We start from the raw sequence: 19,742 nt of genomic DNA on the forward strand, positions 1-19,742 counted from the left end.
TGATAGCTCGATGCTTTTGATATCTGCGATGCTCATGTATTGGCATACACTGCGCATCTCGATTCAAAATCCTCATCGCATCAAACAAGATAATCTAATTAGAGCTTAATGTTGGGCTTTAGTTAGCAAACATTTAAGCATCAAAGCAATGATATGTAAGACTTTGATGAGTGAAATACGAAGCCCTGACCTAATGGTCGGGGCTTTTTTGTATCTTTAATCTTTGATGAAAAACCAATAAAGCCCTGGCCTGACGGTCAGGGCTTTTTGTTGTAATGAGTCTTCAATGCAGGCTTTAGCGATGATAAATGTGGTGATAATAAAGCTGCTAAAGGTAACCCGTTGCTCTGATCTTACTCACGTGTTTTATATGCGTGATAGACCGCGAAGCGTCGAGTCTTGGCGATCGATTCACACTGTCCGAGACTGTCTTTAATTATCGGCGGATAGCGTAAGAAACTATTGGCCACCACAATGAGCTGACCACCTTTGGAGAGGTGAGAGGGGACGTTACGTAACAAAGACTCGGTTGGTGAGTAGCGGGTATCCAGTCCATCATGGAAAGGGGGGTTACTAATGATAGTATTAAATGTCGCCTCAACACCATCAAGCATATCTGAAGGTAAAACTTGCCCATCTAAGCCGTTGGCGGCAAGTGTGGCTTTGCTTGATGCAATGGCGAGGTAATTAACATCCACAAGCGTCACTTGGCAATCAGGATAAGTAGCAAGGATATAGCTACCTATCACGCCTGCGCCGCAACCTACGTCTAATACGTTTCCTTTGATCGACGGAAGATGACGAAGCAACAACTCGGTACCGTCATCTAAACTTTTTTGGCTAAATACGCCGGGTAACGCACGAATGGTCAGTGACGTCTCGCCGAGGGTTAATGGGTAGTCAGTAAACCACGCTTCCAACGAAAAAGAGCTCGCAGGGGTGTGGCAGGTGCCGTAATACATACTGCAGCGCCGCGCAGCATCGTATTTGCTAATAGACCCGTAGGGAGCGAAGCGTTTTTCAATGCTTTTGATGCCACTACGGTTTTCACCCACTACCATCCAATCAACCTCTTTCCCCAATGCGTGTGTCAACATTGCGAGTAAGTAATCAGCTTCTGCTTTTGCTTTAGGCCAATAAAATAAGACCAGATCGATGGGATGATCGATATCGAGCGTCGCGCCTGCATGAACAGTAATCGACGCTTTTTTCTGGCGTGTGGCGAAACCGTGATGCGTCGTAAAGACAGTGACGCTTGCGGCACGTTGCGATAATTGTTGGACAAAGTCATCTTCGAGCTCTCCTGCCAACAGCAGGTGTTTATTATCAAACAACGGAAGGTGACGCTGAGCAATTTCACTGGGGGCCGTGAGGGTCATGATTGTTCTCTTTGCATTATCGACGGTAATAAAGCGCACCGAAATAACCTGGCGCGTCGGGAGTCGAATTTTCCCACAAAGCACGCACCAGGCCAATCTTTAACGGGTTAGGCGTTGTCTTGGCGATCAAGGAAGTGTGCAAACTCGAGCTCATACATCCGGAATAACACCAATGTTAATGAGAAAATAATCGGACCGTAAATTAACCCCATTAAGCCAAAGAGGTGCAAACCGCCCAACAATGAGAAAAAGATAAGCAGGGTGTTCATGCCAGAGTTTCCCTGCATCAAAAAAGGGCGAAGCAGATTATCAATGGAGCCCACAACCACAACGCTCCATACTAAAAGCGCGAGCGCCCACTGCCAGTCACCGATTACTGCGAGATATAGCACTGTTGGTAACCAGATAAGTGCTGTCCCTATCACAGGAATAAAAGAGGCAAAGGCCATCATGGTGCCCCAAAAAAGGGCCGGTAAGCCTACCGCCCACATCGCTAGGCCGCCTGCAGCACCTTGTGCTAAAGCAGTGAGGAATGAACCGAGAACAGCCGATTTGGCGACTTTCTCCACTTCATCAAGCAGTTGGTCTTCTTGGCTACGTGACAAAGGGATAACATGACGCAGTGTTTGGATAATGTTGTCGTGATCGCGCAGTAAAAAGAACAGCACAAATAACATCAGCATAAAGGTGATAAAAAAGTTAGTGACATCGCCCAGTACCCCAGAGCTGAACTCAAGCATTTGACCGCTAAAAGAGGACATCCACGCGGCCAGTTTTTTAACCGTCTCTTGAGGGTCGATGACATCAAACGGTAGCCACTGATTGACAAAGTGTAAGGCTGATTGTATCTGCGGGTTATTGATCAGTTGCCTGGCCCCGCCGTTATTGAGCCATTCATAGCTACGAGTGAAAAAGCTTACACCTTGATCGATGATCGCACCCGCCACGACAGTGAGTGGAATAAAGATGATAAAGGTGATCAGGATGCAAGATAAGACCGATGCGGTATTGGGTCGCTGACCAATCTTTTCTTCGATGCGTTTATGGACGGGGAAAAACAGCAACGACACGATAAAGGCGAGCACAATCGCACCAATATAGGGCTCGATCAAAAGGTAACAGGCGTAAACGGCGATAATAAGGGCCGCAATTAAGGTCCAATGCTTGGGCTCGACGCGAAATGACGGAGTCACAGAGATATCCTTTTTAGCTTGTTGAATGATTGGGCTCGCCTTATATACCGGCGCCTAATTTATAGGCACCTTAACACATCGTTTGTTGCATTAGTCAGCTAAAAAAATGGCCAGCAGATCATTGAGAAATAATTTACCTTTTGGCGTGATTTGCCAATGGGTGCTTGTTTCTGTGATTAAGCCTTGCTCAGAAGCTTGAGAGATAGGCGCGGCGAGATGTGACAGCGGTAGCCCAGTGTGACTGACAAAATCAGCTTTGGGGCAGGGCTCGAGCAAGCGAAAACGGTTCATAAAAAACTCAAACGCAAGATCGGTATGTTTTACCCACTGGCTGTCGGTGAGGTAGGCTTTGTCTGGATCGAGGTAGCCACGCGGGTGTTTCACTTTGACGGTACGAAGTAAACGAGGTTGGTCATCCTCTAGCAAGGTCAGTTTGCCATGTGCGCCGCAGCCAATCCCTAAATAATCCCCAAAACGCCAGTAGTTGAGGTTATGTGCACATTGGTGGCCTGGCAGGCTATAGGCGGAGGTCTCGTACTGAACATATCCCGCATCGGTCAGTCGTTGATGGCCTTGATCAAAAATGTCCCACAAGGTGTCTTCTTCTGGCAGGGTGGGCGGCTTAGAGTAAAACTGAGTATTAGGCTCGATAGTCAGTTGATACCAAGAAATATGCGGCGGCTTCAGTGCAATGGCTTGCTCCAAATCGCTGAGTGCTTCTTGTTCTGATTGATCGGGCAAACCATGCATCAGATCGAGATTAAAACTCGTCAGTCTCGCTTGGTGGGCAAGGTGAGCTGCCCGTTCTGCCTCACCAGGGCCATGAATACGGCCTAGCCGGGTAAGCTTATCGGCAGAAAAGCTTTGTACGCCAATGGATATACGAGTCACGCCCGCTTGGCGATAGCCAATAAATTTATCCGCCTCGACGGTGCCCGGATTGGCCTCCATGGTGACTTCCATATTGTTACCCGGGGTCAGTCGCGCATTGATCCCGGCGAGCAAACGCTCAATCTGAGCGGGCGACATCAGGCTGGGTGTGCCGCCACCGATAAAAATAGAGTGCAGTGGACGCGTGACTATTGAGGGATAAGCGGCCAGGTCGGTGTCGAGATCGTCGAGCAACGCATCGATATAATCGTCTTCTGGGATCGCGCCTTTTTGCGTGTGTGAGTTAAAGTCACAATACGGGCATTTTTGTACACACCACGGGATGTGTACATACAAACTTAATGGGATCATGGGTTATTGCGACGCTTTTAAGGCTTGAAATAGGGCGTTGAGGGCTTGACCGCGATGTGAGCGTTGTTTTTTCTCTGACGCAGGCATTTCGGCAGCGGTGCATTGCTGATCATGGGGCAAAAATACTGGATCGTAGCCAAAGCCGTTGTCACCTTGTGGTGCATGGGCAATTTGACCTTCCCAAACGCCATGACAGACCAATGGCGTCGGATCATTCGCGTGGCGCATGTACACCAATACGCAATGAAAACGTGCTTGGCGTGCATGGGTATCAGTATCATGCATTGCGTCGAGTAGCTTGGCGACATTATCGGCATCATTGGCGTCATCGCCAGCATAGCGAGCTGAATAGACGCCAGGTGCGCCTTTTAGCGCATCCACCTCAAGGCCTGAATCATCGGCGATGGCTGGAAGCCCGGTCAGTTTCGCCGCGTGGCGGGCTTTAATGATGGCATTTTCAATAAAAGTGGTCCCTGTTTCGTCAGCTTCTGTCACCGCAAAATCACTTTGCGGCAGAACCTCAAAACCAAATTCGCCGAGTAGCCCGGCCATTTCTTTTACTTTGCCTGCATTGCCGGTTGCCAGCACAACTTTATTCATGTCGGTTACCTATGTGTTTGTCACCCTGTTAAGGGGTATCGACGTAAAACGTGTAATTGTAGTCGAAGGAGGCACTGCGATTGCCCGCTGCGTTGAGATCAATCTGGAATTGATAGGTTTCCTCATCATCAGCGGCAAAGGTCGCAATGTAATAAATCGCGTCGCCTTCGCGGATCTCGGTAAAATTTAGCTCTCGACTGTTACCCACCAAGTTTTTGACTTGGCCTTGGACCTTGGCGGCAATCGCCGGTTTTCCAAGCTGCATGGTGTCGAGAACCGCGATATTAACCAACCCGCGATAGCCGCTGCGGGTAATATCATATTGCTTGGCGATGTCAGGGGTTAAAAACGTCGTTGATAAGGTGTTGTAGTGCACCTCTAATTCGCCGATTTCTTTAAACTGGCCCGCCCAAGCTGGGGTCATGACTATGCCACAGAGGCTAATCATCAAAGCAATGAGGTTACGCATAATCTTTCCTTGTTGTGATCGCATGAGCATACCGAAACCAGTACGCACGAGCGCCTCAGCCCGATCCTTGTCAGGGTGAGGCGCATATCCCTTATAGGGCGTACCAAACTGGGCCGACCATATCGCCAATTAACATATTGATAAATTGCAGACCGATAAAGATCACCAAAATACTGAGATCCAGTCCACCGATAGGAGGGAGGATGCGACGCACTGGGGCGCAAACCGGCTCGGTTAATTGATGGAACACTTGCTCTACAGGGTTATTGCCTTGGCTTACCCAGCTGAGAATGGCACGTAGGATCAGCACCCAAAACAGCAGTTTACCGGCTGCTTTAAGCAGCGCAATGGCAGAAAACAGGAACATTCCTGAACTCATTGCTAATGGATTGCCGGCGACTAAATCCAGTGCCACAAATTTAGCGACCATCAGCAGATAAGCAAAGAGTACGGTCGCGAGATCTAATCCACCGAGCGCGGGAACCATCCGGCGCAGTGGACCCACAACAGGTTGGGTCGCCTTCACCACAAATTGAGAGAACGGGTTATAAAAATCGGCCCGAGACCATTGTAGCCATATACGGAGTAACACCACCATGATGTAAAGATCAAACGCGGTGTTGATCAGAAAGGTCATTGCATTCATATCGTCGCCTTAGTGATTAAAATTCTTGTTCCATTTGCTCAGCACGGCTCACCGCCGCTTGCATGGCCTGTGCGACTATGTCGCTAATATTGTGCTGCTCGAATACTTGCAACGCTTCTGCGGTGGTTCCTCCTTTTGAAGTCACCTGCTCGCGTAGTTCTCCAAGCGTGGTGTCTGGGTTCGCGGCCACCATTTCTGCCGCTCCCAGTGCGGCTTGTTGTACCAACGCCCTTGCTTGCTGGTCAGTAAAACCTTGGCGAATGGCTTCTTGCTGCATGGCTTCCATAAAGCGGAAAAAATAGGCCGGCGCACTGCCTGCAGCCGCAATCACACCATTGATACTCGCTTCATTATCGACCCAGCAGACTTCACCCACCGCTTTCATCAGCGCGGAGGCATAGTCTTGATCACCCGTCGTCACACCCGGTGATGCGTACAGGCCGCTCATGCCTTTACCCACCAGCGAAGGCGTATTCGGCATCACGCGCACCAGATTAAGTGACGTACCAGCCATTTGATTAAGACGGGCAACATTGATGCCAGCGGCTATTGAGATCACCATTTTCGACGACCAATCGACCGCTGGCAAGTCGCTTAATACTTTTGCCATTAATTGGGGTTTTACCGCTAAAACGATCACTTCCGCTTGTTGGCAAGCAAGAAGGTTGTTTGTGGTGGTTTGGATCCCGTATTGCGTTGTCAGCACATCGTTAGGATGCGCGCTGGGTGACGCGGCTGTAATGGCTGAGGCGGGATATCCTGCATCCACGAGTCCGGCAATGATGGATCGAGCCATGTTGCCAGCCCCAATAAAGGTGAGAGGGCGATGTTCCATGTATTCGGTTCCTGTTGTTCTGATCATTCTGTGTAGGTGTCGTTAGCGATAATCACGTGCACCAAAAACGGCGGTGCCGATTCTTACCATGGTACTGCCACATGCAATGGCAGCTGCCATATCACCGCTCATACCCATCGATAAGGTATCAATAGTCGGCGTGTGTGCGTGGAGTGAATCAAACGCGGTCGCTAAAGGCTCAAACGCGGCACATTGGCGCTGATAATCTGTTTCCGGTTGAGGGATCGACATGAATCCTCGCACGGTGAGATTGGGTAAAGCCCGCATTGATTCAATCAAATCCATGGCTTCATCCAGTGTTATGCCTGATTTAGACGCCTCACCGCTGGTATTCACTTGTACTAAAACGTTGAGTGGCGGCAAATGCGCGGGACGTTGCTCACTCAGACGTTTAGCAATTTTTAACCGATCGACTGAGTGGACCCAATCAAAGTGGCTGGCGATCAAGCGCGTTTTGTTTGACTGAATTGGACCAATAAAGTGCCACTCAATCTTTGTGTTTGGGGCATGTGTGGCAAAGTGCTCCACTTTTTCAACGCCTTCCTGCACGTAGTTTTCGCCAAATGCGGTTTGACCTGCGGCCACGGCCTCTGCGATCGCCTCGACGGGTTTTGTTTTACTCACCGCAAGCAACTGCACCGAATGATCGGGTCGGCCGCATTTTTGGGTGGCGAGGTCTATTTGTTCCCTGACCTGTTCAATATTCTGCTTAATATTACACATACCTGATTCTACGAGGAAAATGAATGGAAATTACTGAGCTATTGGCCTTTAGTGTAAAGCATCGTGCGTCAGATCTACATCTTTCTGCGGGCGTGCCGCCTATGGTGCGGGTAGATGGCGATGTGCGCAAGCTCAGTCTACCTGCGCTCAATCATCAAGCGGTCGAGCAATTGATTATCGCTGTGATGAATCCCGAACAACGCCAAACGTTTGTAACCGAATGGGAGGTGGATTTTTCGTTTGAGCTGGCCTCGGTTGGCCGGTTTCGGGTGAACGCTTTTCATCAGCAACATGGGTGCGCGGCGGTGTTTCGGGTTATCCCAGAGGCGCTGCCAACCTTAGAAGTGTTAAACGCGCCTTCTGTCTTAACAGAGCTCGCGTCGCTCACTCAGGGGCTGGTACTCGTGACTGGGCCGACGGGATCGGGAAAATCAACGACGTTGGCAGCGATGGTTGATCATATTAATCGTCATCAACAAAAGCATATTCTTACTATTGAAGATCCGATCGAGTTCATTCACTCGCCGCAACAAAGCTTAGTGAATCAGCGGGAAGTGAATCGTGATACGCAATCCTTTCAACAGGCGCTGCGTTCGGCCTTACGGGAGGATCCAGATGTGATTCTGGTCGGCGAGCTACGAGACTTAGAGACAATAAGCTTAGCATTGACGGCCGCAGAAACGGGCCATTTAGTCTTTGCCACGTTACATACCGCGAGTGCGGCGAAAAGCGTTGACCGGATTATCGATGTGTTTCCAGGTAGTGATAAGCCCTTGGTTCGCTCTATGTTGTCTGCCTCTTTGCAGGCGGTAGTATCGCAGCAGCTCGTCAAAAACACCCAGGGCCGACGGGTCGCTGCGTATGAAATTATGAAAGCCACCCCTGCGATTGCTAACCTTATCCGTGAAGACAAGGTGGCGCAGATGACCTCCATGATGCAAACAGGCGTCGCCCAGGGGATGCAAACTATGGAGCAGGCGATAACACGGCTGACCGACCAAGGGGTTATTCCGAGGCGTGAAACGGCTCAGCATATTGGCGCTCAAACCAGCTTTCAATAATCACAACGGCTGATTGGGCGTCAACAGCTCCCTTACCTAAGGCTTTGTAGCCGCCTTGTTCAAAAAGTGCTGCGCGGGCTTCGCGTGTTGATAGGCGCTCATCATGTAACGAGACCGGGAAACCAAAGCGCCCATGTAAGCGATTGGCAAATTTTTTCGCTCTGGGTGTAATGGTATCGAGAGGTTCACCTTGTAAATCTAATGGCAGCCCAACCACTAAATAATCAGGTTGCCATTCTTTTAATAGGGCATCAATGTCATCCCAGTTAGGAATACCATCGCGCGCTTTCAAAGCGCATAAAGGGCGAGCGGTGCCGGTTAACGACTGACCGATGGCAACGCCAATGCTTTTTACCCCGTAATCAAAACCCATCACGGTTTGTGCGTTCATGCGTGTCCTACTTGTGAAGAAAGGTTGGCGGCGTCAATGCCGAGTTGGTCGAGCGCTTTTTGCCAACGTTGGTGAACAGGGGTATCAAAAATTACGCTAGGATCGGCCTCCAGTGTGAGCCAACTATTTTCGGCTAACTCTTGTTCAAGCTGTCCGGCTTCCCAGCCTGCATAACCCAAGGCCACCAAAAATTGCTCTGGCTGTTGCTCGGTCCCGAGAATCGACAAGATATCTTTTGAGGTGGTCACGGCTAATTGATCCGATACGGGCACACTGGTGCCATACGAACAATTGGCAGGATGCAGCACAAATCCTCGATCTTCAGACACCGGCCCGCCAAATAAAACGGATTGGGTCAGACTTTCGGTTGTTTTGGAAAGCGGCACGTCGCGCTCTATCTCTATTTGGTCCAGCATTTTACCCACGGACAGGTTGATAGGGTGATTGATCATTAACCCCATGGCGCCGTCATGATTATGTTCACACACGTAGATAACACCCTGTTGAAAACGGCTATCGGCCATGCTCGGCATTGCGATTAAAAAATGATTTTTCAGATCCATATCGCCGTCTCCTGTTCGTACGCTTACGTTGAGTATGCGCAAAAAATGTGTATTTAGACAATCATAGAGGCGCTATGCGCCTCATTTTTTATTGGCAGCGTTGGGCGATCGCTTCCATCAAGATGTCGCCTACGGAAATATCATACGCGGCGTCAATTTCACGAATACAGGTCGGACTGGTGACATTGATTTCTGTGAGCTTATCGCCAATCACATCGAGTCCAACGAAGATCAGCCCTTTTTCTTTCAATGTCGGTGCGATTGCACGTGCAATTGCCCAATCCGTCTCCGATAAAGGACGTGCTTCACCACGGCCACCGGCGGCGAGATTACCGCGCGTTTCACCTTCTGCTGGAATGCGGGCCAGACAGTAGGGCACCGGTTCGCCGTCAACAATTAAGATGCGCTTATCACCATTGCTGATGTCAGGGACGAAGGTTTGTGCCATGCAAAAACGTTGGCCATGCTCAGTAAGGGTCTCAATGATCACACCAATATTCGGATCACCTTGTTTGACCCGGAAAATAGAGGCGCCACCCATGCCATCAAGTGGTTTTAAAATGACGTCACCATGTTCAGCTTGAAAGGCTCGGATTTCGTCAGCCCGTCGTGTGACCAAGGTCGTGGGGGTGTGTTCGGGGAACCATGCGGTATAGAGTTTTTCATTACAGTCACGCAAGCTTTGCGGTTTGTTGACAATTACAACGCCGGCTTCTTCCGCGCGCTCTAGCATGTAGGTCGCATAGATATACTCGGTATCAAAAGGGGGATCTTTTCGCATCAAGATCGCATCAAATTCGCGTAGCGGAAGAGTTTGTGTTTGGTGTACTTGGTACCAATGGTTGGGATCATCCATCACACTCACGGTTTGGGTGCGCGCACTCGGTTCTCCCTGCAGCATCGACATATCATTCATCGAAATAGTATGTATTTCCCAGCCGCGTTGTTGCGCTGCCAACATCATGGCAAACGTGGAGTCTTTTTTCACACTGATGGCCTCAATGGGATCCATCACCACACCTATTTTCATCATGTCTCTCCTGTTTGCCGGTTAACCCAGATCGCCAAAACGGACTTGTAGCGCGGTAATGGCTGTCAGCGCTGCCGTTTCTGTGCGTAAGATTCGTGGGCCCAATAAAATCTCTTCAAAACCACGTTCACGTGTCATGGCTATTTCTTCTTCTGACAATCCGCCTTCTGGCCCAATCAGCAAACGTATCTTGGAAGGGGCTTCAGGCAGCGTATTAATAGAATACGGTGCGCGAGGATGTAGGTTGAGCTTCAGCCCATCAAATGCCTGCTGACACCAGGTGTCTAGAGGGATCACCGGATGGATGATGGGGACGACATTGCGTCCACTTTGCTCGCACGCGCCAATGGCGATCTTTTGCCATTGTTGGCGTTTTTTCTCCAATCGTTCGGCGTTAAGTTTAACCCCACATCGCGCAGATAACAGTGGTGTGATGGTATTGACCCCTAACTCGACCGACTTTTGAATGGTAAATTCCATCTTCTCACCACGAGAAATGACCTGGCCCAGTTCGAAATCTAATGGCGATTCAACCCCTACGTCCTCGCGCGCCGTGATGGTTGCAGTGACGTATTTTTTCGTCACTTGGGTCAAGGTCGCTGGAAACTGTGCCCCTTGGCCATCAAACAGCTGAATAGGTTGTTCTGCTTGCATTCTTAATACGCGGCCTAGGTGATTTGCCGCTTCATCGCTTAAGGTCACCGTGCCTTGAGAAGGTAAAGGCACCGGGTGATAAATTCGAGGAATTCGCATGGTGTTGGCTTTCCATTGTCAATCAGCCTCCAGTGTAACATGGCTACCGGTGGCAATAGGTGGTGCGTGAATAGGGAATTTGCCAATAATATGGGGGCGGTGAACGGAAAAGCAAATGGCTAGCGTGCTTCGCCCACTGGCGTCAGTACCTGTTGGCACTGCTTGCACCGATAGGTTGCTTGACCTCGCTGGACTTTATGATGCCGTCGTATTGTCAAAGCGACTGGCCCACATCGACATTGATACGAGAAGGTTTTTCCTTGTACCGCTGTAATATCCAGCCGGTGGGTGGTGTTGGCGGGGGCGTTAAACAGGTTGATCATCAGGTCTCGCCATTCCGGACCATGAGGCTTGACACGCCCATACAGAGCAAACGTCACTAAATGACACACTTCGTGCGGGATCACCTCCTGCAAAAAAGCCTCGGCGTCCTGCTGGAGCAATACCGGATTAAATCGTAGTCGCCATTCTGTCGGATGCGCGGTGCCGGCGGCTCGGCCTCGCAAAGTGAAACCAACCTGGGGATAAACCAAGTGCAGACCGAATTGCAGATTGGCGCTATCAATACAGGCATGAACGCGGTCGGTGACTGTTTTCATTAAGGTGTCGGAAAGAGAAGGCATCAATTTGGCTCAAGCAGCAATTAAAAAAGGGAAGCCGACGCTTCCCTTTGCAAAAAGTGAATCAGACCAGATTAACCAAGTTTGGCAAACTCACGCAATACATCGGCTTTGTCGGTTTTCTCCCATGGGAAGATCTCACGACCAAAATGACCATACGCGGCGGTTTGCTTATAAATTGGTTGCAGCAAGTCGAGCATTTCTTGCAAGCCATAAGGACGCAAGTCGAAGTGCTCACGTACCGCTTTAATGATCACCTCAGGTGCCACTTTTTCAGTGCCAAAGGTTTCTACCATTATAGACGTTGGCTCGGCCACACCAATGGCGTACGACAATTGAATCTCACAGCGATCAGCTAAGCCAGCTGCGACGATGTTTTTCGCCACATAGCGGGCTGCGTAAGCTGCAGAACGATCCACTTTTGAGGGATCTTTGCCTGAGAAAGCCCCGCCACCGTGACGCGCTGCACCGCCATAGGTGTCCACGATAATTTTACGGCCGGTTAAACCACAGTCACCCATCGGGCCGCCAATGACAAAGCGACCGGTTGGATTGATAAAGAACTTGGTCTCTTTAGTGAGCCACTCTGCAGGTAGAACCGGTTTGATGATTTCTTCCATGACCGCTTCGCGCAGATCGTCGGTTGAAATGCTATCGCAATGCTGTGTTGACAGTACGACGGCATCAATGCCAGCAATTTTGCCGTTGTCATAGGCGAAAGTAACCTGACTTTTCGCATCAGGGCGCAACCAATCTAAGGTGCCATCTTTGCGCACTTGCGCCTGTCGCTCGACCAAACGGTGTGAGTAAGTGATAGGGGCAGGCATCAGTACGTTGGTTTCATTGGTGGCAAAACCAAACATGATCCCTTGGTCGCCAGCGCCTTGATCTTTGGGATCGGCGCGGTCAACGCCTTGATTAATGTCAGGCGATTGCTTGCCAATCGTATTCAATACCGCGCAAGAATTGGCATCAAACCCCATGTCCGAGTGCACGTAACCAATATCGCGCACGGTTTGGCGGGTGAGCTCTTCAATATCTACCCAGGCAGAGGTTGTCACTTCCCCGCCTACCATGACCATACCGGTCTTTACATAGGTTTCGCAGGCAACGCGTGCTTTGGGATCTTGCTCAAGAATGGCATCCAAGACCGCATCAGAAATCTGATCGGCGATTTTATCAGGATGGCCTTCAGAGACGGACTCTGAGGTAAACAGGTGCTTAGCCATGTGACACTCTCATTGATTATCAAGAATACCGACGATACGTAGCGAATAGTCTCGCCGATCATCTCAGATGTTTTAACTTCTAGACGTCTATTTTATTCGCAAATATGATAAACGCAAGTCAGTTGATGCAGCAGGAGTCTCTCTAGGTATAGCAAAAACGTCTATGTATCGTATCAAACTAGGTAACGGCCTGAGGTGATCTCGCCGGTTGCCAGTGTGCCGGCGCGGCTTCTTGTAGCCAATCCTTGAGTGATTCAACACGCAGGGGAAGGCGGCCAGCGCTGCAATAAAGACGCAGCGGAACAGGCGCTGAGTGCCATTGCGGCAAACACCGCATAATGTTGTCCGGATGGTGCTGTTGATAGCCAGCTGCGCTCCAAGTCGGTAAAAGTCCGACGCCTTGTCCATCCGCAATCGCATCTAATTGAATAGCGATCATATCGCAATTGAAACGGCTTGGTATCGCGCTTAAATGATAGGCTTTATCGTGATTATAGAGCGTCAACCCTTTTCGTCGCAGAGCAAAGACATCTAACCAAGGATGATCGTCCAACGCGCGTGGATGTGTGAAGGGACCATGTTGCGCTACGTAGTGTGGTGCAGCATAAATACCATACTGCCACTGCCCTAGCGTATCAGCGCGACAGTTCATCGGCAGCGTGATATCGCCTGCCCAAATAATCAGATCAGCCGATTGGATACGTGGTGCGCTCACCTCACTGGTTAGTGTAATGGACACCTTAGGGTGTTGGGCTAAAAACGCATTAATCGATGGCCCAGCCCATCCACGCATCATGCCGGGGTGACAAAGCACGTCAATCGGCCCTTGAAGGTGATTATTTAACCCCTGGATCGCTTCTTCACTTTCCTCTGCTAAATCGAGCATTTGTTGGCAGTAGTGAGAAAAAATCTCTCCCGCTTTGGTTAATACCAGCCGATTTCCTTGTCGTTGTGTCAATGACTGGCCCATGTCTGTCTCTAGTTGGGCTAATCGACGACTGACTGTCGATTTGGGCTGTCCGAGTGCTTTTGCTGCCGCCGTGAGGCTTTGATGATGACATAAAGCAACAAACGCACGAATTGAGGAAAAATCCTGCATAACGGTCCTTTTTCACTTCGGTGAAGATTCATATCAGTGGTTCGGCATGAAGCTCACTGCCTCGTTCTATTACTGGAACGAGGTGTTCCTTTTTTGTCCCTATGCGCCCGAACTCAAACGTGAATAATTATCAACTAACAAATAATAATCATTATCACAAAATGGAGTTGATTATGTCCAGTTGTCTTCGTCCCGTTGTTCTCGGGATGGTATTCGCCGGTATGCCTGTGAGTGCTATTCATGCGGCAGAAGCGGGTGATCAAAATACCGAAACTATGGTGATCACAGCGTCAGGATTTGAACAAGCCACCGCAAAGGCGCCAGCAAGTATTAGCGTGATTAGCCGTGACCAACTTGAAGATCGTTATTATCGCGATGTTACGGATGCATTAAAGCGTATTCCTGGCGTGGTCGTGACCGGAGGCGGTGACACTACGGATATAAGTATTCGCGGAATGGGCTCAAAATATACCCTGATGCTGGTGGATGGAAAACGTACCACCAGTCGAGAAACACGCCCGAACAGTGACGGGCCTGGCATTGAGCAAGGTTGGTTACCGCCGCTACAAGCGATTGAGCGTATTGAAGTGATTCGGGGGCCGATGTCGACCTTGTATGGCTCAGATGCCATTGGTGGGGTGATCAATATCATTACCCGTCGTAACCAACAAGAGTGGCACGGTAACGTGCAGTTGAGTACGTTATTACAAGAAAAACGCGCATCAGGCGATGAACAAAGCGCCAACTTTTACCTGTCTGGCGCGTTAAGCGATAAGCTAGGGATGACGGTATCAGGCCAAAACGTTCAACGCCAAGAAGACGAGATTACTTTCGGTTACGAGGACAAATCTTTACGTAGTCTTTCTACCTCGTTGACTTATGATGCCAGCGATTTTCAACAGTGGACTTTGGACTTGGGCGCGAGCTCGCAAGAGCGTAGTGGCCTGATGGGTAAAACCGTGCCGACCGATGATAGCCAGTGTCGAGGCAGTTGTGAAAACAGCAATAATGAATATCGGCGGCAATCGGTAGCGCTGGGGCATGAAGGGCATTGGACGTGGGGCTGGTCAGATTCACACTTGCAGTACGAGCAAAGCCGCAATAAAAGTCGTGAAATGACGATTAAGAACACCGAGTTTAAAACCCGTCTCATTCGTGATTTTGAAACACACACGTTGACTGTCGGCGGTTCGGTGAACAAAGCGAAGTTGGAAGATTTTTCTTCTAACCAAGCATCGAGCCAAACTGACATTGACAATACTCAGGCCGCCTTGTTTGTGGAGGATGAATGGCGCGTGACTGACCCGTTCAGCGTGACGCTAGGCTTGCGTGTTGATCATGATGAAAACTATGATTATCACGCCAGTCCACGCCTGTATGGTGTTTATCAGCTCACCGATAGCTGGATAGTGAAGGGTGGGGTCGCGACGGGGTTCCGCTCGCCACAACTGCGCGAAATTGCCCCGAATTGGGCACAAGTTAGCCGAGGCGGGAATATCTATGGTAACGCCGACCTGGAACCTGAAACGTCTGTGAACTCAGAAGTGAGTATTAACTATCAAGGCGACACCGGAGTCAGTGGCTCGTTAACAGCATTCCATAATGATTTTAAAGATAAGATCACCCGTGTTACTTGTCCCGCGTCAACCTGTCCACCTACTGTCTATTACGACAAGGAAGAGAAAAAAACAAAAACTAAACCGTCCACGATTCGGATTAACGTTGACGAAGCGGTCACTCAAGGGGTTGAAGCCAGCCTATTCGTGCCGGTCACGGAGAATGTCGATGTCAGTGCCAGCTATACTTACACCGATTCGGAGCAGAAGACGGGGGCGTATAAAGGCCAACCTTTAAATCAAATTCCCCAGCAGCTCGCGTATGGCGAAGTCAATTGGCAAGCCACGGAAAGGCTGAACCCTTGGATTAGCGCGACCTATCGTGGCAAAGAAATGGATCCCACCGAGGGCCCATCTTCTGGCAAAAATATTGAGCCTGGGTATACCATGTTGGATACAGGAGCGAACTATCAACTGACCGAATCGATTGAGCTTCAAGGCGCCATTTATAACTTGTTCGATAACACGCTCGAGTACGACGATTATGAATATATCACGGATGAGCGTCGTTACTGGTTGGGAATGAATATCCACTTTTAAGTGCTGATACAGCGATAACACTGCCGCGCCCGTCTTGGTATTTGGATGATTGCCTGACGGGCGTTTTTCACGGCACTTCATCCCCGAAGGCGCGTGAGAAGGCTCACACAACACGTGCGTCTTTTACGTGCTTGAGATACACTGTGTACCATCGTCAAACAAGCACCGATGGACATGGCAGTAAGAGTCGCAATTAATGGATTTGGCCGCATAGGGCGTAGCGTATTGCGTGCCTTATATGAAAGCGGTAAGCACGATCGCATCCAAGTGGTGGCGATCAATGAACTCGCAGAACCGGAAGCGATGGCGCATCTACTCCAGTATGATTCGAGCCATGGTCGATTTGGCTGGCCTGTGTCTTACAACCAAGAACACTTGTTTGTTGCGACCGACAGCATTCGCCTTCTTCACTTACCAGAATTACAGCTTTTACCTTGGCGTGACCTTGATGTCGATATTGTCCTAGACTGTACAGGCAAATTTGGTACACGCGAAGACGGCGAGGCCCATATTGCTGCGGGCGCTAAAAAAGTCTTGTTTTCACATCCAGCCAGCCAAGATGTAGATCGAACCGTGATATATGGCGTTAATCACGAGGCATTGACGACGGACGATCGTATTGTCTCCAACGGGTCCTGCACCACTAACTGTATTGTCCCGGTAATCAAAGCGCTGGATGAACACTTTGGTATTGAATCTGGCACCATCACCACCATTCATTCTTCCATGAATGATCAACAGGTGATCGACGCTTACCATTCCGATCTTCGTCGTACACGCACGGCTAGCCAGTCTATCATTCCTGTCGATACCAAATTGCATGTTGGGATCGGTAGGATTTTTCCGAAATTTTCTGACAAGTTCGAAGCGATTTCTGTCCGTGTGCCGACGATAAACGTGACAGCTATGGATTTAAGTGTCACTGTACGTACTAAAGTGAAAGTTAATGACGTAAATCAAGCTCTGCAAACCGCATCTCGATGTACATTAGACGGTATACTGGATTATACCGAAGCGCCCTTGGTGTCGATAGACTTCAACCACGACTCACACAGTGCCATTGTCGATGGGTCGCAAACGCGGGTGAGTAATCATCAGCTGATAAAAACGTTGGTTTGGTGCGACAACGAGTGGGGCTTTGCCAACCGAATGTTGGATACCACCTTGGCGATGGCGCAATGAGCGCGTTAACGCAAGGGGTCGCCCTGATTAAATCAGTTTCAATTTGCAACCTTATAGAGAGGACCCTATGTCTGTAATTAAGATGACCGACTTAGATCTTGCCGGAAAGCGTGTCTTTATCCGTGCCGATCTGAACGTGCCGGTAAAAGACGGTAAAGTTACCTCTGACGCACGTATTTTGGCGTCATTGCCTACCATCAAACACTGCTTGGAAGCAGGCGCGAAAGTGATGGTGACCTCTCACTTGGGTCGTCCTGAAGAAGGACAACCTGAAGACCAATACTCACTGCAACCTGTCGTGAACTATCTTGACGACGCACTGGACTGCAAAGTTAGCCTGGCTAAAGATTACTTAGACGGTCTTGAACTGAATGCTGGTGAGCTCGTTGTGCTAGAGAACGTTCGCTTTAACAAGGGCGAGAAAAAGAACGACGAAGCCTTGTCGAAAAAATATGCCGCACTGTGCGATATCTTCGTGATGGATGCCTTTGGCACCGCGCACCGTGCACAAGCGTCAACCCATGGCGTGGGCACGCATGCGCCGATCGCCTGCGCCGGGCCACTGTTGGCTAACGAACTTGACGCGCTTGGTAAAGCAATGGACAACCCTGCGCGCCCAATGGTGGCGATTGTGGGTGGGTCAAAAGTGTCGACCAAACTGACTGTTCTGAAATCACTGTCTACTGTTGCAGACCAACTGGTTGTCGGTGGTGGTATTGCCAACACCTTTATTGCAGCTGATGGTCACAATGTGGGCAAATCGCTTTATGAAGCAGATTTGGTGGATACGGCGAAATCCTTAATGGATGAGTGTCATATCCCTGTTGCGACCGACGTGGCGTGTGCTAAAGCATTTGATGAAAATGCAGAGGCTGAAATCAAGCGTGTTGAAGACGTGCAAGACGATGACATGATCTTCGACCTAGGGCCAGAATCTACTCAAGCACTGGCTGACATCTTGAAAAATGCCAAAACGATTCTTTGGAATGGCCCAGTAGGTGTGTTCGAGTTTAAAAACTTTGAAGCCGGTACCGCAGGGATTTCAAAAGCAATCGCTGAGTCGGAAGGCTTCTCGGTTGCAGGCGGTGGTGATACCTTGGCTGCCATTGATAAATTTGGCATTAAAGCCGATGTGTCTTACATCTCAACCGGCGGCGGCGCCTTCCTTGAGTTTGTTGAAGGCAAACCCCTTCCAGCGGTAGAAATGCTGGAAGCGCGTGCGAAAGACGCATAAATCCGACGATAAAACGGGAGTGATGTCTCCCGTTTTTGCTTTCGTTTGACTACAATAGGCCGAGTCGTAAACGATTGCACCGTGTTGATAAAGGTGCCGATGCGCATCTTTACTCAGTTCAGCAAAGACAACCCGATTTAATAGGACAAGAGCCATGTCTAAAGTTTTTGATTTTGTAAAACCTGGCGTTATCTCTGGCGATGATGTTCAGAAAGTATTTGAAGTTGCTAAAGAGAACAAGTTCGCGTTGCCAGCGGTTAACGTGGTAAACACGGACTCTATCAACGCAGTGATGGAAGCCGCAGCGAATGTAAAAGCGCCAGTGGTTATCCAATTCTCTAACGGTGGTGCAGGCTTCTTCCCAGGCAAAGGCCTGAAGCTAGACGGTCAAGAAGCGCAAATTAAAGGCGCTGTTGCCGGTGCGAAATACGTTCACGCGATGGCTGAAGTTTATGGTGTGCCAGTGATTATGCATACTGACCACGCAGCGAAAAAACTGCTGCCGTGGATCGACGGTCTGCTTGATGCTGGTGAAGCTTTCTTTAAAGAACACGGTAAGCCACTGTTCTCTTCTCACATGATTGATCTTTCTGAAGAGTCACTGGAAGAGAACATGGAAATCTGTGCCGAATACCTGGCGCGCATGGACAAAATGGGCATGACGCTGGAAATCGAACTGGGCATTACCGGTGGTGAAGAAGACGGCGTGGATAACAGCGATGTGGATACCGCTGACCTTTACACCAAGCCAGAAGAAGTGGCGTACGCATACGAAAAACTGTCTGCTGTAAGCCCTCGCTTCACCATTGCCGCTTCATTCGGTAACGTTCACGGTGTTTATAAGCCAGGTAACGTGGTACTTAAGCCAGAAATCCTACGTGAATCACAAGCTTACTGTTCAGAGAAATTTGGTCTACCGACCAATGGCCTAAACTTCGTCTTCCATGGCGGCTCGGGCTCTTCAGAAGCGCAGATTCAAGAGTCTATTGGTTATGGCGTGATCAAAATGAACATTGATACCGATACCCAGTGGGCAACATGGGATGGTATCCGTCAGTACTATCAAGATAACGAAGGTTATCTGCAAAGCCAAATCGGTAACCCGAAAGGTGATGATCAGCCAAACAAAAAATTCTACGATCCACGCGTATGGTTGCGTAAAGGTCAAGAATCAATGGTTGCACGTCTTGAGCAAGCCTTTAAAGATCTTAACGCGATTGACGTACTGTAAGTTCCAGTACCGATAGCGTAAGAAGACATGAGCCCGCCATATTTGGCGGGCTTTTTTTATATTTGCTGATAGCGCGTTCACTAAC

Annotated in this window: 20 protein-coding genes; 5 read left to right on the forward strand and 15 right to left on the reverse strand. The window is 49.5% G+C overall.

Going from position 1 to position 19,742, the window contains the following annotated elements; genetic code table 11:
- Nucleotides 1-353 precede the first annotated feature (353 nt).
- From rsmC to HLG76_RS13315, 8 genes are all read right to left on the reverse strand, one after another.
- Nucleotides 354-1,379, reverse strand: coding sequence for a 16S rRNA (guanine(1207)-N(2))-methyltransferase RsmC (rsmC, locus tag HLG76_RS13280; protein ID WP_021024545.1), 1,026 nt, complete (start codon nucleotides 1,377-1,379; stop codon nucleotides 354-356).
- Nucleotides 1,380-1,486: 107 nt separating this feature from the next.
- On the reverse strand, nucleotides 1,487-2,572 hold the full coding sequence (locus HLG76_RS13285) for an AI-2E family transporter (protein ID WP_077461757.1): 1,086 nt from the start codon (nucleotides 2,570-2,572) through the stop codon (nucleotides 1,487-1,489).
- 90 nt (nucleotides 2,573-2,662) lie between these two features.
- A complete protein-coding gene (hemW, locus tag HLG76_RS13290; protein WP_175993824.1) occupies nucleotides 2,663-3,814 on the reverse strand; it encodes a radical SAM family heme chaperone HemW in 1,152 nt (383 codons plus the stop codon).
- A 3-nt stretch (nucleotides 3,815-3,817) separates the two neighbouring features.
- Nucleotides 3,818-4,414: an RdgB/HAM1 family non-canonical purine NTP pyrophosphatase gene (rdgB, locus tag HLG76_RS13295; protein WP_077461755.1), complete on the reverse strand. Its 597-nt coding sequence runs from the start codon at nucleotides 4,412-4,414 to the stop codon at nucleotides 3,818-3,820.
- Between the two features lie 28 nt (nucleotides 4,415-4,442).
- Nucleotides 4,443-4,883 (reverse strand): DUF4426 domain-containing protein, encoded by a 441-nt coding sequence (locus HLG76_RS13300; protein WP_175993825.1) that lies wholly within the window; start codon nucleotides 4,881-4,883, stop codon nucleotides 4,443-4,445.
- Nucleotides 4,884-4,974: 91 nt separating this feature from the next.
- Nucleotides 4,975-5,529 carry a YggT family protein gene (locus HLG76_RS13305; RefSeq protein WP_077461754.1) on the reverse strand — a complete coding sequence of 185 codons (555 nt, stop codon included), beginning with the start codon at nucleotides 5,527-5,529 and terminating at the stop codon, nucleotides 4,975-4,977.
- 16 nt (nucleotides 5,530-5,545) lie between these two features.
- Nucleotides 5,546-6,364, reverse strand: coding sequence for a pyrroline-5-carboxylate reductase (proC, locus tag HLG76_RS13310; RefSeq protein ID WP_077461753.1), 819 nt, complete (start codon nucleotides 6,362-6,364; stop codon nucleotides 5,546-5,548).
- 42 nt (nucleotides 6,365-6,406) lie between these two features.
- On the reverse strand, nucleotides 6,407-7,108 hold the full coding sequence (locus HLG76_RS13315) for a YggS family pyridoxal phosphate-dependent enzyme (RefSeq protein WP_021024538.1): 702 nt from the start codon (nucleotides 7,106-7,108) through the stop codon (nucleotides 6,407-6,409).
- Nucleotides 7,109-7,131: 23 nt separating this feature from the next.
- Here HLG76_RS13315 and HLG76_RS13320 point away from each other — a divergent pair, with 23 nt between their 5' ends.
- On the forward strand, nucleotides 7,132-8,169 hold the full coding sequence (locus tag HLG76_RS13320) for a type IV pilus twitching motility protein PilT (RefSeq protein WP_021024537.1): 1,038 nt from the start codon (nucleotides 7,132-7,134) through the stop codon (nucleotides 8,167-8,169).
- Here HLG76_RS13320 and ruvX read toward each other — a convergent pair.
- The 7 genes from ruvX to HLG76_RS13355 form a co-directional block, all read right to left on the reverse strand.
- A complete protein-coding gene (gene ruvX / locus HLG76_RS13325; RefSeq protein WP_021024536.1) occupies nucleotides 8,114-8,560 on the reverse strand; it encodes a Holliday junction resolvase RuvX in 447 nt (148 codons plus the stop codon). The two genes, HLG76_RS13320 and ruvX, sit on opposite strands and share 56 nt — an antisense overlap.
- On the reverse strand, nucleotides 8,557-9,123 hold the full coding sequence (locus HLG76_RS13330; protein WP_077669382.1) for a YqgE/AlgH family protein: 567 nt from the start codon (nucleotides 9,121-9,123) through the stop codon (nucleotides 8,557-8,559). Before HLG76_RS13330 ends, ruvX begins: the two co-directional genes overlap by 4 nt.
- An 88-nt stretch (nucleotides 9,124-9,211) precedes the next feature.
- A complete protein-coding gene (gene gshB, locus HLG76_RS13335; protein WP_175993826.1) occupies nucleotides 9,212-10,156 on the reverse strand; it encodes a glutathione synthase in 945 nt (314 codons plus the stop codon).
- A gap of 18 nt (nucleotides 10,157-10,174) precedes the next feature.
- Entirely contained in the window at nucleotides 10,175-10,906 is a 732-nt protein-coding gene (gene rsmE / locus HLG76_RS13340) for a 16S rRNA (uracil(1498)-N(3))-methyltransferase (RefSeq protein WP_175993827.1), read from the reverse strand.
- Between the two features lie 119 nt (nucleotides 10,907-11,025).
- A complete protein-coding gene (locus HLG76_RS13345) occupies nucleotides 11,026-11,529 on the reverse strand; it encodes a SprT family zinc-dependent metalloprotease (RefSeq protein WP_217706589.1) in 504 nt (167 codons plus the stop codon).
- Between the two features lie 71 nt (nucleotides 11,530-11,600).
- The gene (metK, locus tag HLG76_RS13350) at nucleotides 11,601-12,755 is read right to left on the reverse strand and encodes a methionine adenosyltransferase (RefSeq protein WP_175993828.1); all 1,155 of its coding nucleotides are present in this window, start codon (nucleotides 12,753-12,755) and stop codon (nucleotides 11,601-11,603) included.
- 178 nt (nucleotides 12,756-12,933) lie between these two features.
- Entirely contained in the window at nucleotides 12,934-13,854 is a 921-nt protein-coding gene (locus tag HLG76_RS13355; RefSeq protein WP_175993829.1) for a LysR family transcriptional regulator, read from the reverse strand.
- Between the two features lie 173 nt (nucleotides 13,855-14,027).
- Here HLG76_RS13355 and HLG76_RS13360 point away from each other — a divergent pair, with 173 nt between their 5' ends.
- From HLG76_RS13360 to fbaA, 4 genes are all read left to right on the forward strand, one after another.
- Nucleotides 14,028-16,010, forward strand: a complete 1,983-nt coding sequence (locus tag HLG76_RS13360) for a ligand-gated channel protein (RefSeq protein WP_175993830.1) — start codon at nucleotides 14,028-14,030, stop codon at nucleotides 16,008-16,010.
- A gap of 174 nt (nucleotides 16,011-16,184) precedes the next feature.
- Nucleotides 16,185-17,192 (forward strand): erythrose-4-phosphate dehydrogenase, encoded by a 1,008-nt coding sequence (gene epd, locus HLG76_RS13365; RefSeq protein WP_175993831.1) that lies wholly within the window; start codon nucleotides 16,185-16,187, stop codon nucleotides 17,190-17,192.
- A 67-nt stretch (nucleotides 17,193-17,259) separates the two neighbouring features.
- Nucleotides 17,260-18,426, forward strand: a complete 1,167-nt coding sequence (locus tag HLG76_RS13370) for a phosphoglycerate kinase (protein WP_175993832.1) — start codon at nucleotides 17,260-17,262, stop codon at nucleotides 18,424-18,426.
- A 154-nt stretch (nucleotides 18,427-18,580) separates the two neighbouring features.
- Nucleotides 18,581-19,657 (forward strand): class II fructose-bisphosphate aldolase, encoded by a 1,077-nt coding sequence (fbaA, locus tag HLG76_RS13375; RefSeq protein ID WP_175993833.1) that lies wholly within the window; start codon nucleotides 18,581-18,583, stop codon nucleotides 19,655-19,657.
- The last annotated feature ends 85 nt before the right edge of the window (nucleotides 19,658-19,742 follow it).

Source organism: Salinivibrio sp. EAGSL (assembly GCF_013366455.1).
Taxonomy (GTDB): Bacteria; Pseudomonadota; Gammaproteobacteria; order Enterobacterales; family Vibrionaceae; genus Salinivibrio; species Salinivibrio costicola.

Bases quoted from the DNA above. Each gene is read 5' to 3' on its own strand.
- rsmC (WP_021024545.1), bottom strand. From the start codon at position 1,379: ATGACCCTCACGGCCCCCAGTGAAATTGCTCAGCGTCACCTTCCGTTG.
- hemW (WP_175993824.1), bottom strand. From the start codon at position 3,814: ATGATCCCATTAAGTTTGTATGTACACATCCCGTGGTGTGTACAAAAA.
- rdgB (WP_077461755.1), bottom strand. From the start codon at position 4,414: ATGAATAAAGTTGTGCTGGCAACCGGCAATGCAGGCAAAGTAAAAGAA.
- HLG76_RS13300 (WP_175993825.1), bottom strand. From the start codon at position 4,883: ATGCGTAACCTCATTGCTTTGATGATTAGCCTCTGTGGCATAGTCATG.
- HLG76_RS13305 (WP_077461754.1), bottom strand. From the start codon at position 5,529: ATGAATGCAATGACCTTTCTGATCAACACCGCGTTTGATCTTTACATC.
- proC (WP_077461753.1), bottom strand. From the start codon at position 6,364: ATGGAACATCGCCCTCTCACCTTTATTGGGGCTGGCAACATGGCTCGA.
- HLG76_RS13315 (WP_021024538.1), bottom strand. From the start codon at position 7,108: ATGTGTAATATTAAGCAGAATATTGAACAGGTCAGGGAACAAATAGAC.
- HLG76_RS13320 (WP_021024537.1), top strand. From the start codon at position 7,132: ATGGAAATTACTGAGCTATTGGCCTTTAGTGTAAAGCATCGTGCGTCA.
- ruvX (WP_021024536.1), bottom strand. From the start codon at position 8,560: ATGAACGCACAAACCGTGATGGGTTTTGATTACGGGGTAAAAAGCATT.
- HLG76_RS13330 (WP_077669382.1), bottom strand. From the start codon at position 9,123: ATGGATCTGAAAAATCATTTTTTAATCGCAATGCCGAGCATGGCCGAT.
- gshB (WP_175993826.1), bottom strand. From the start codon at position 10,156: ATGATGAAAATAGGTGTGGTGATGGATCCCATTGAGGCCATCAGTGTG.
- rsmE (WP_175993827.1), bottom strand. From the start codon at position 10,906: ATGCGAATTCCTCGAATTTATCACCCGGTGCCTTTACCTTCTCAAGGC.
- HLG76_RS13345 (WP_217706589.1), bottom strand. From the start codon at position 11,529: ATGCCTTCTCTTTCCGACACCTTAATGAAAACAGTCACCGACCGCGTT.
- metK (WP_175993828.1), bottom strand. From the start codon at position 12,755: ATGGCTAAGCACCTGTTTACCTCAGAGTCCGTCTCTGAAGGCCATCCT.
- HLG76_RS13355 (WP_175993829.1), bottom strand. From the start codon at position 13,854: ATGCAGGATTTTTCCTCAATTCGTGCGTTTGTTGCTTTATGTCATCAT.
- HLG76_RS13360 (WP_175993830.1), top strand. From the start codon at position 14,028: ATGTCCAGTTGTCTTCGTCCCGTTGTTCTCGGGATGGTATTCGCCGGT.
- epd (WP_175993831.1), top strand. From the start codon at position 16,185: ATGGCAGTAAGAGTCGCAATTAATGGATTTGGCCGCATAGGGCGTAGC.
- HLG76_RS13370 (WP_175993832.1), top strand. From the start codon at position 17,260: ATGTCTGTAATTAAGATGACCGACTTAGATCTTGCCGGAAAGCGTGTC.
- fbaA (WP_175993833.1), top strand. From the start codon at position 18,581: ATGTCTAAAGTTTTTGATTTTGTAAAACCTGGCGTTATCTCTGGCGAT.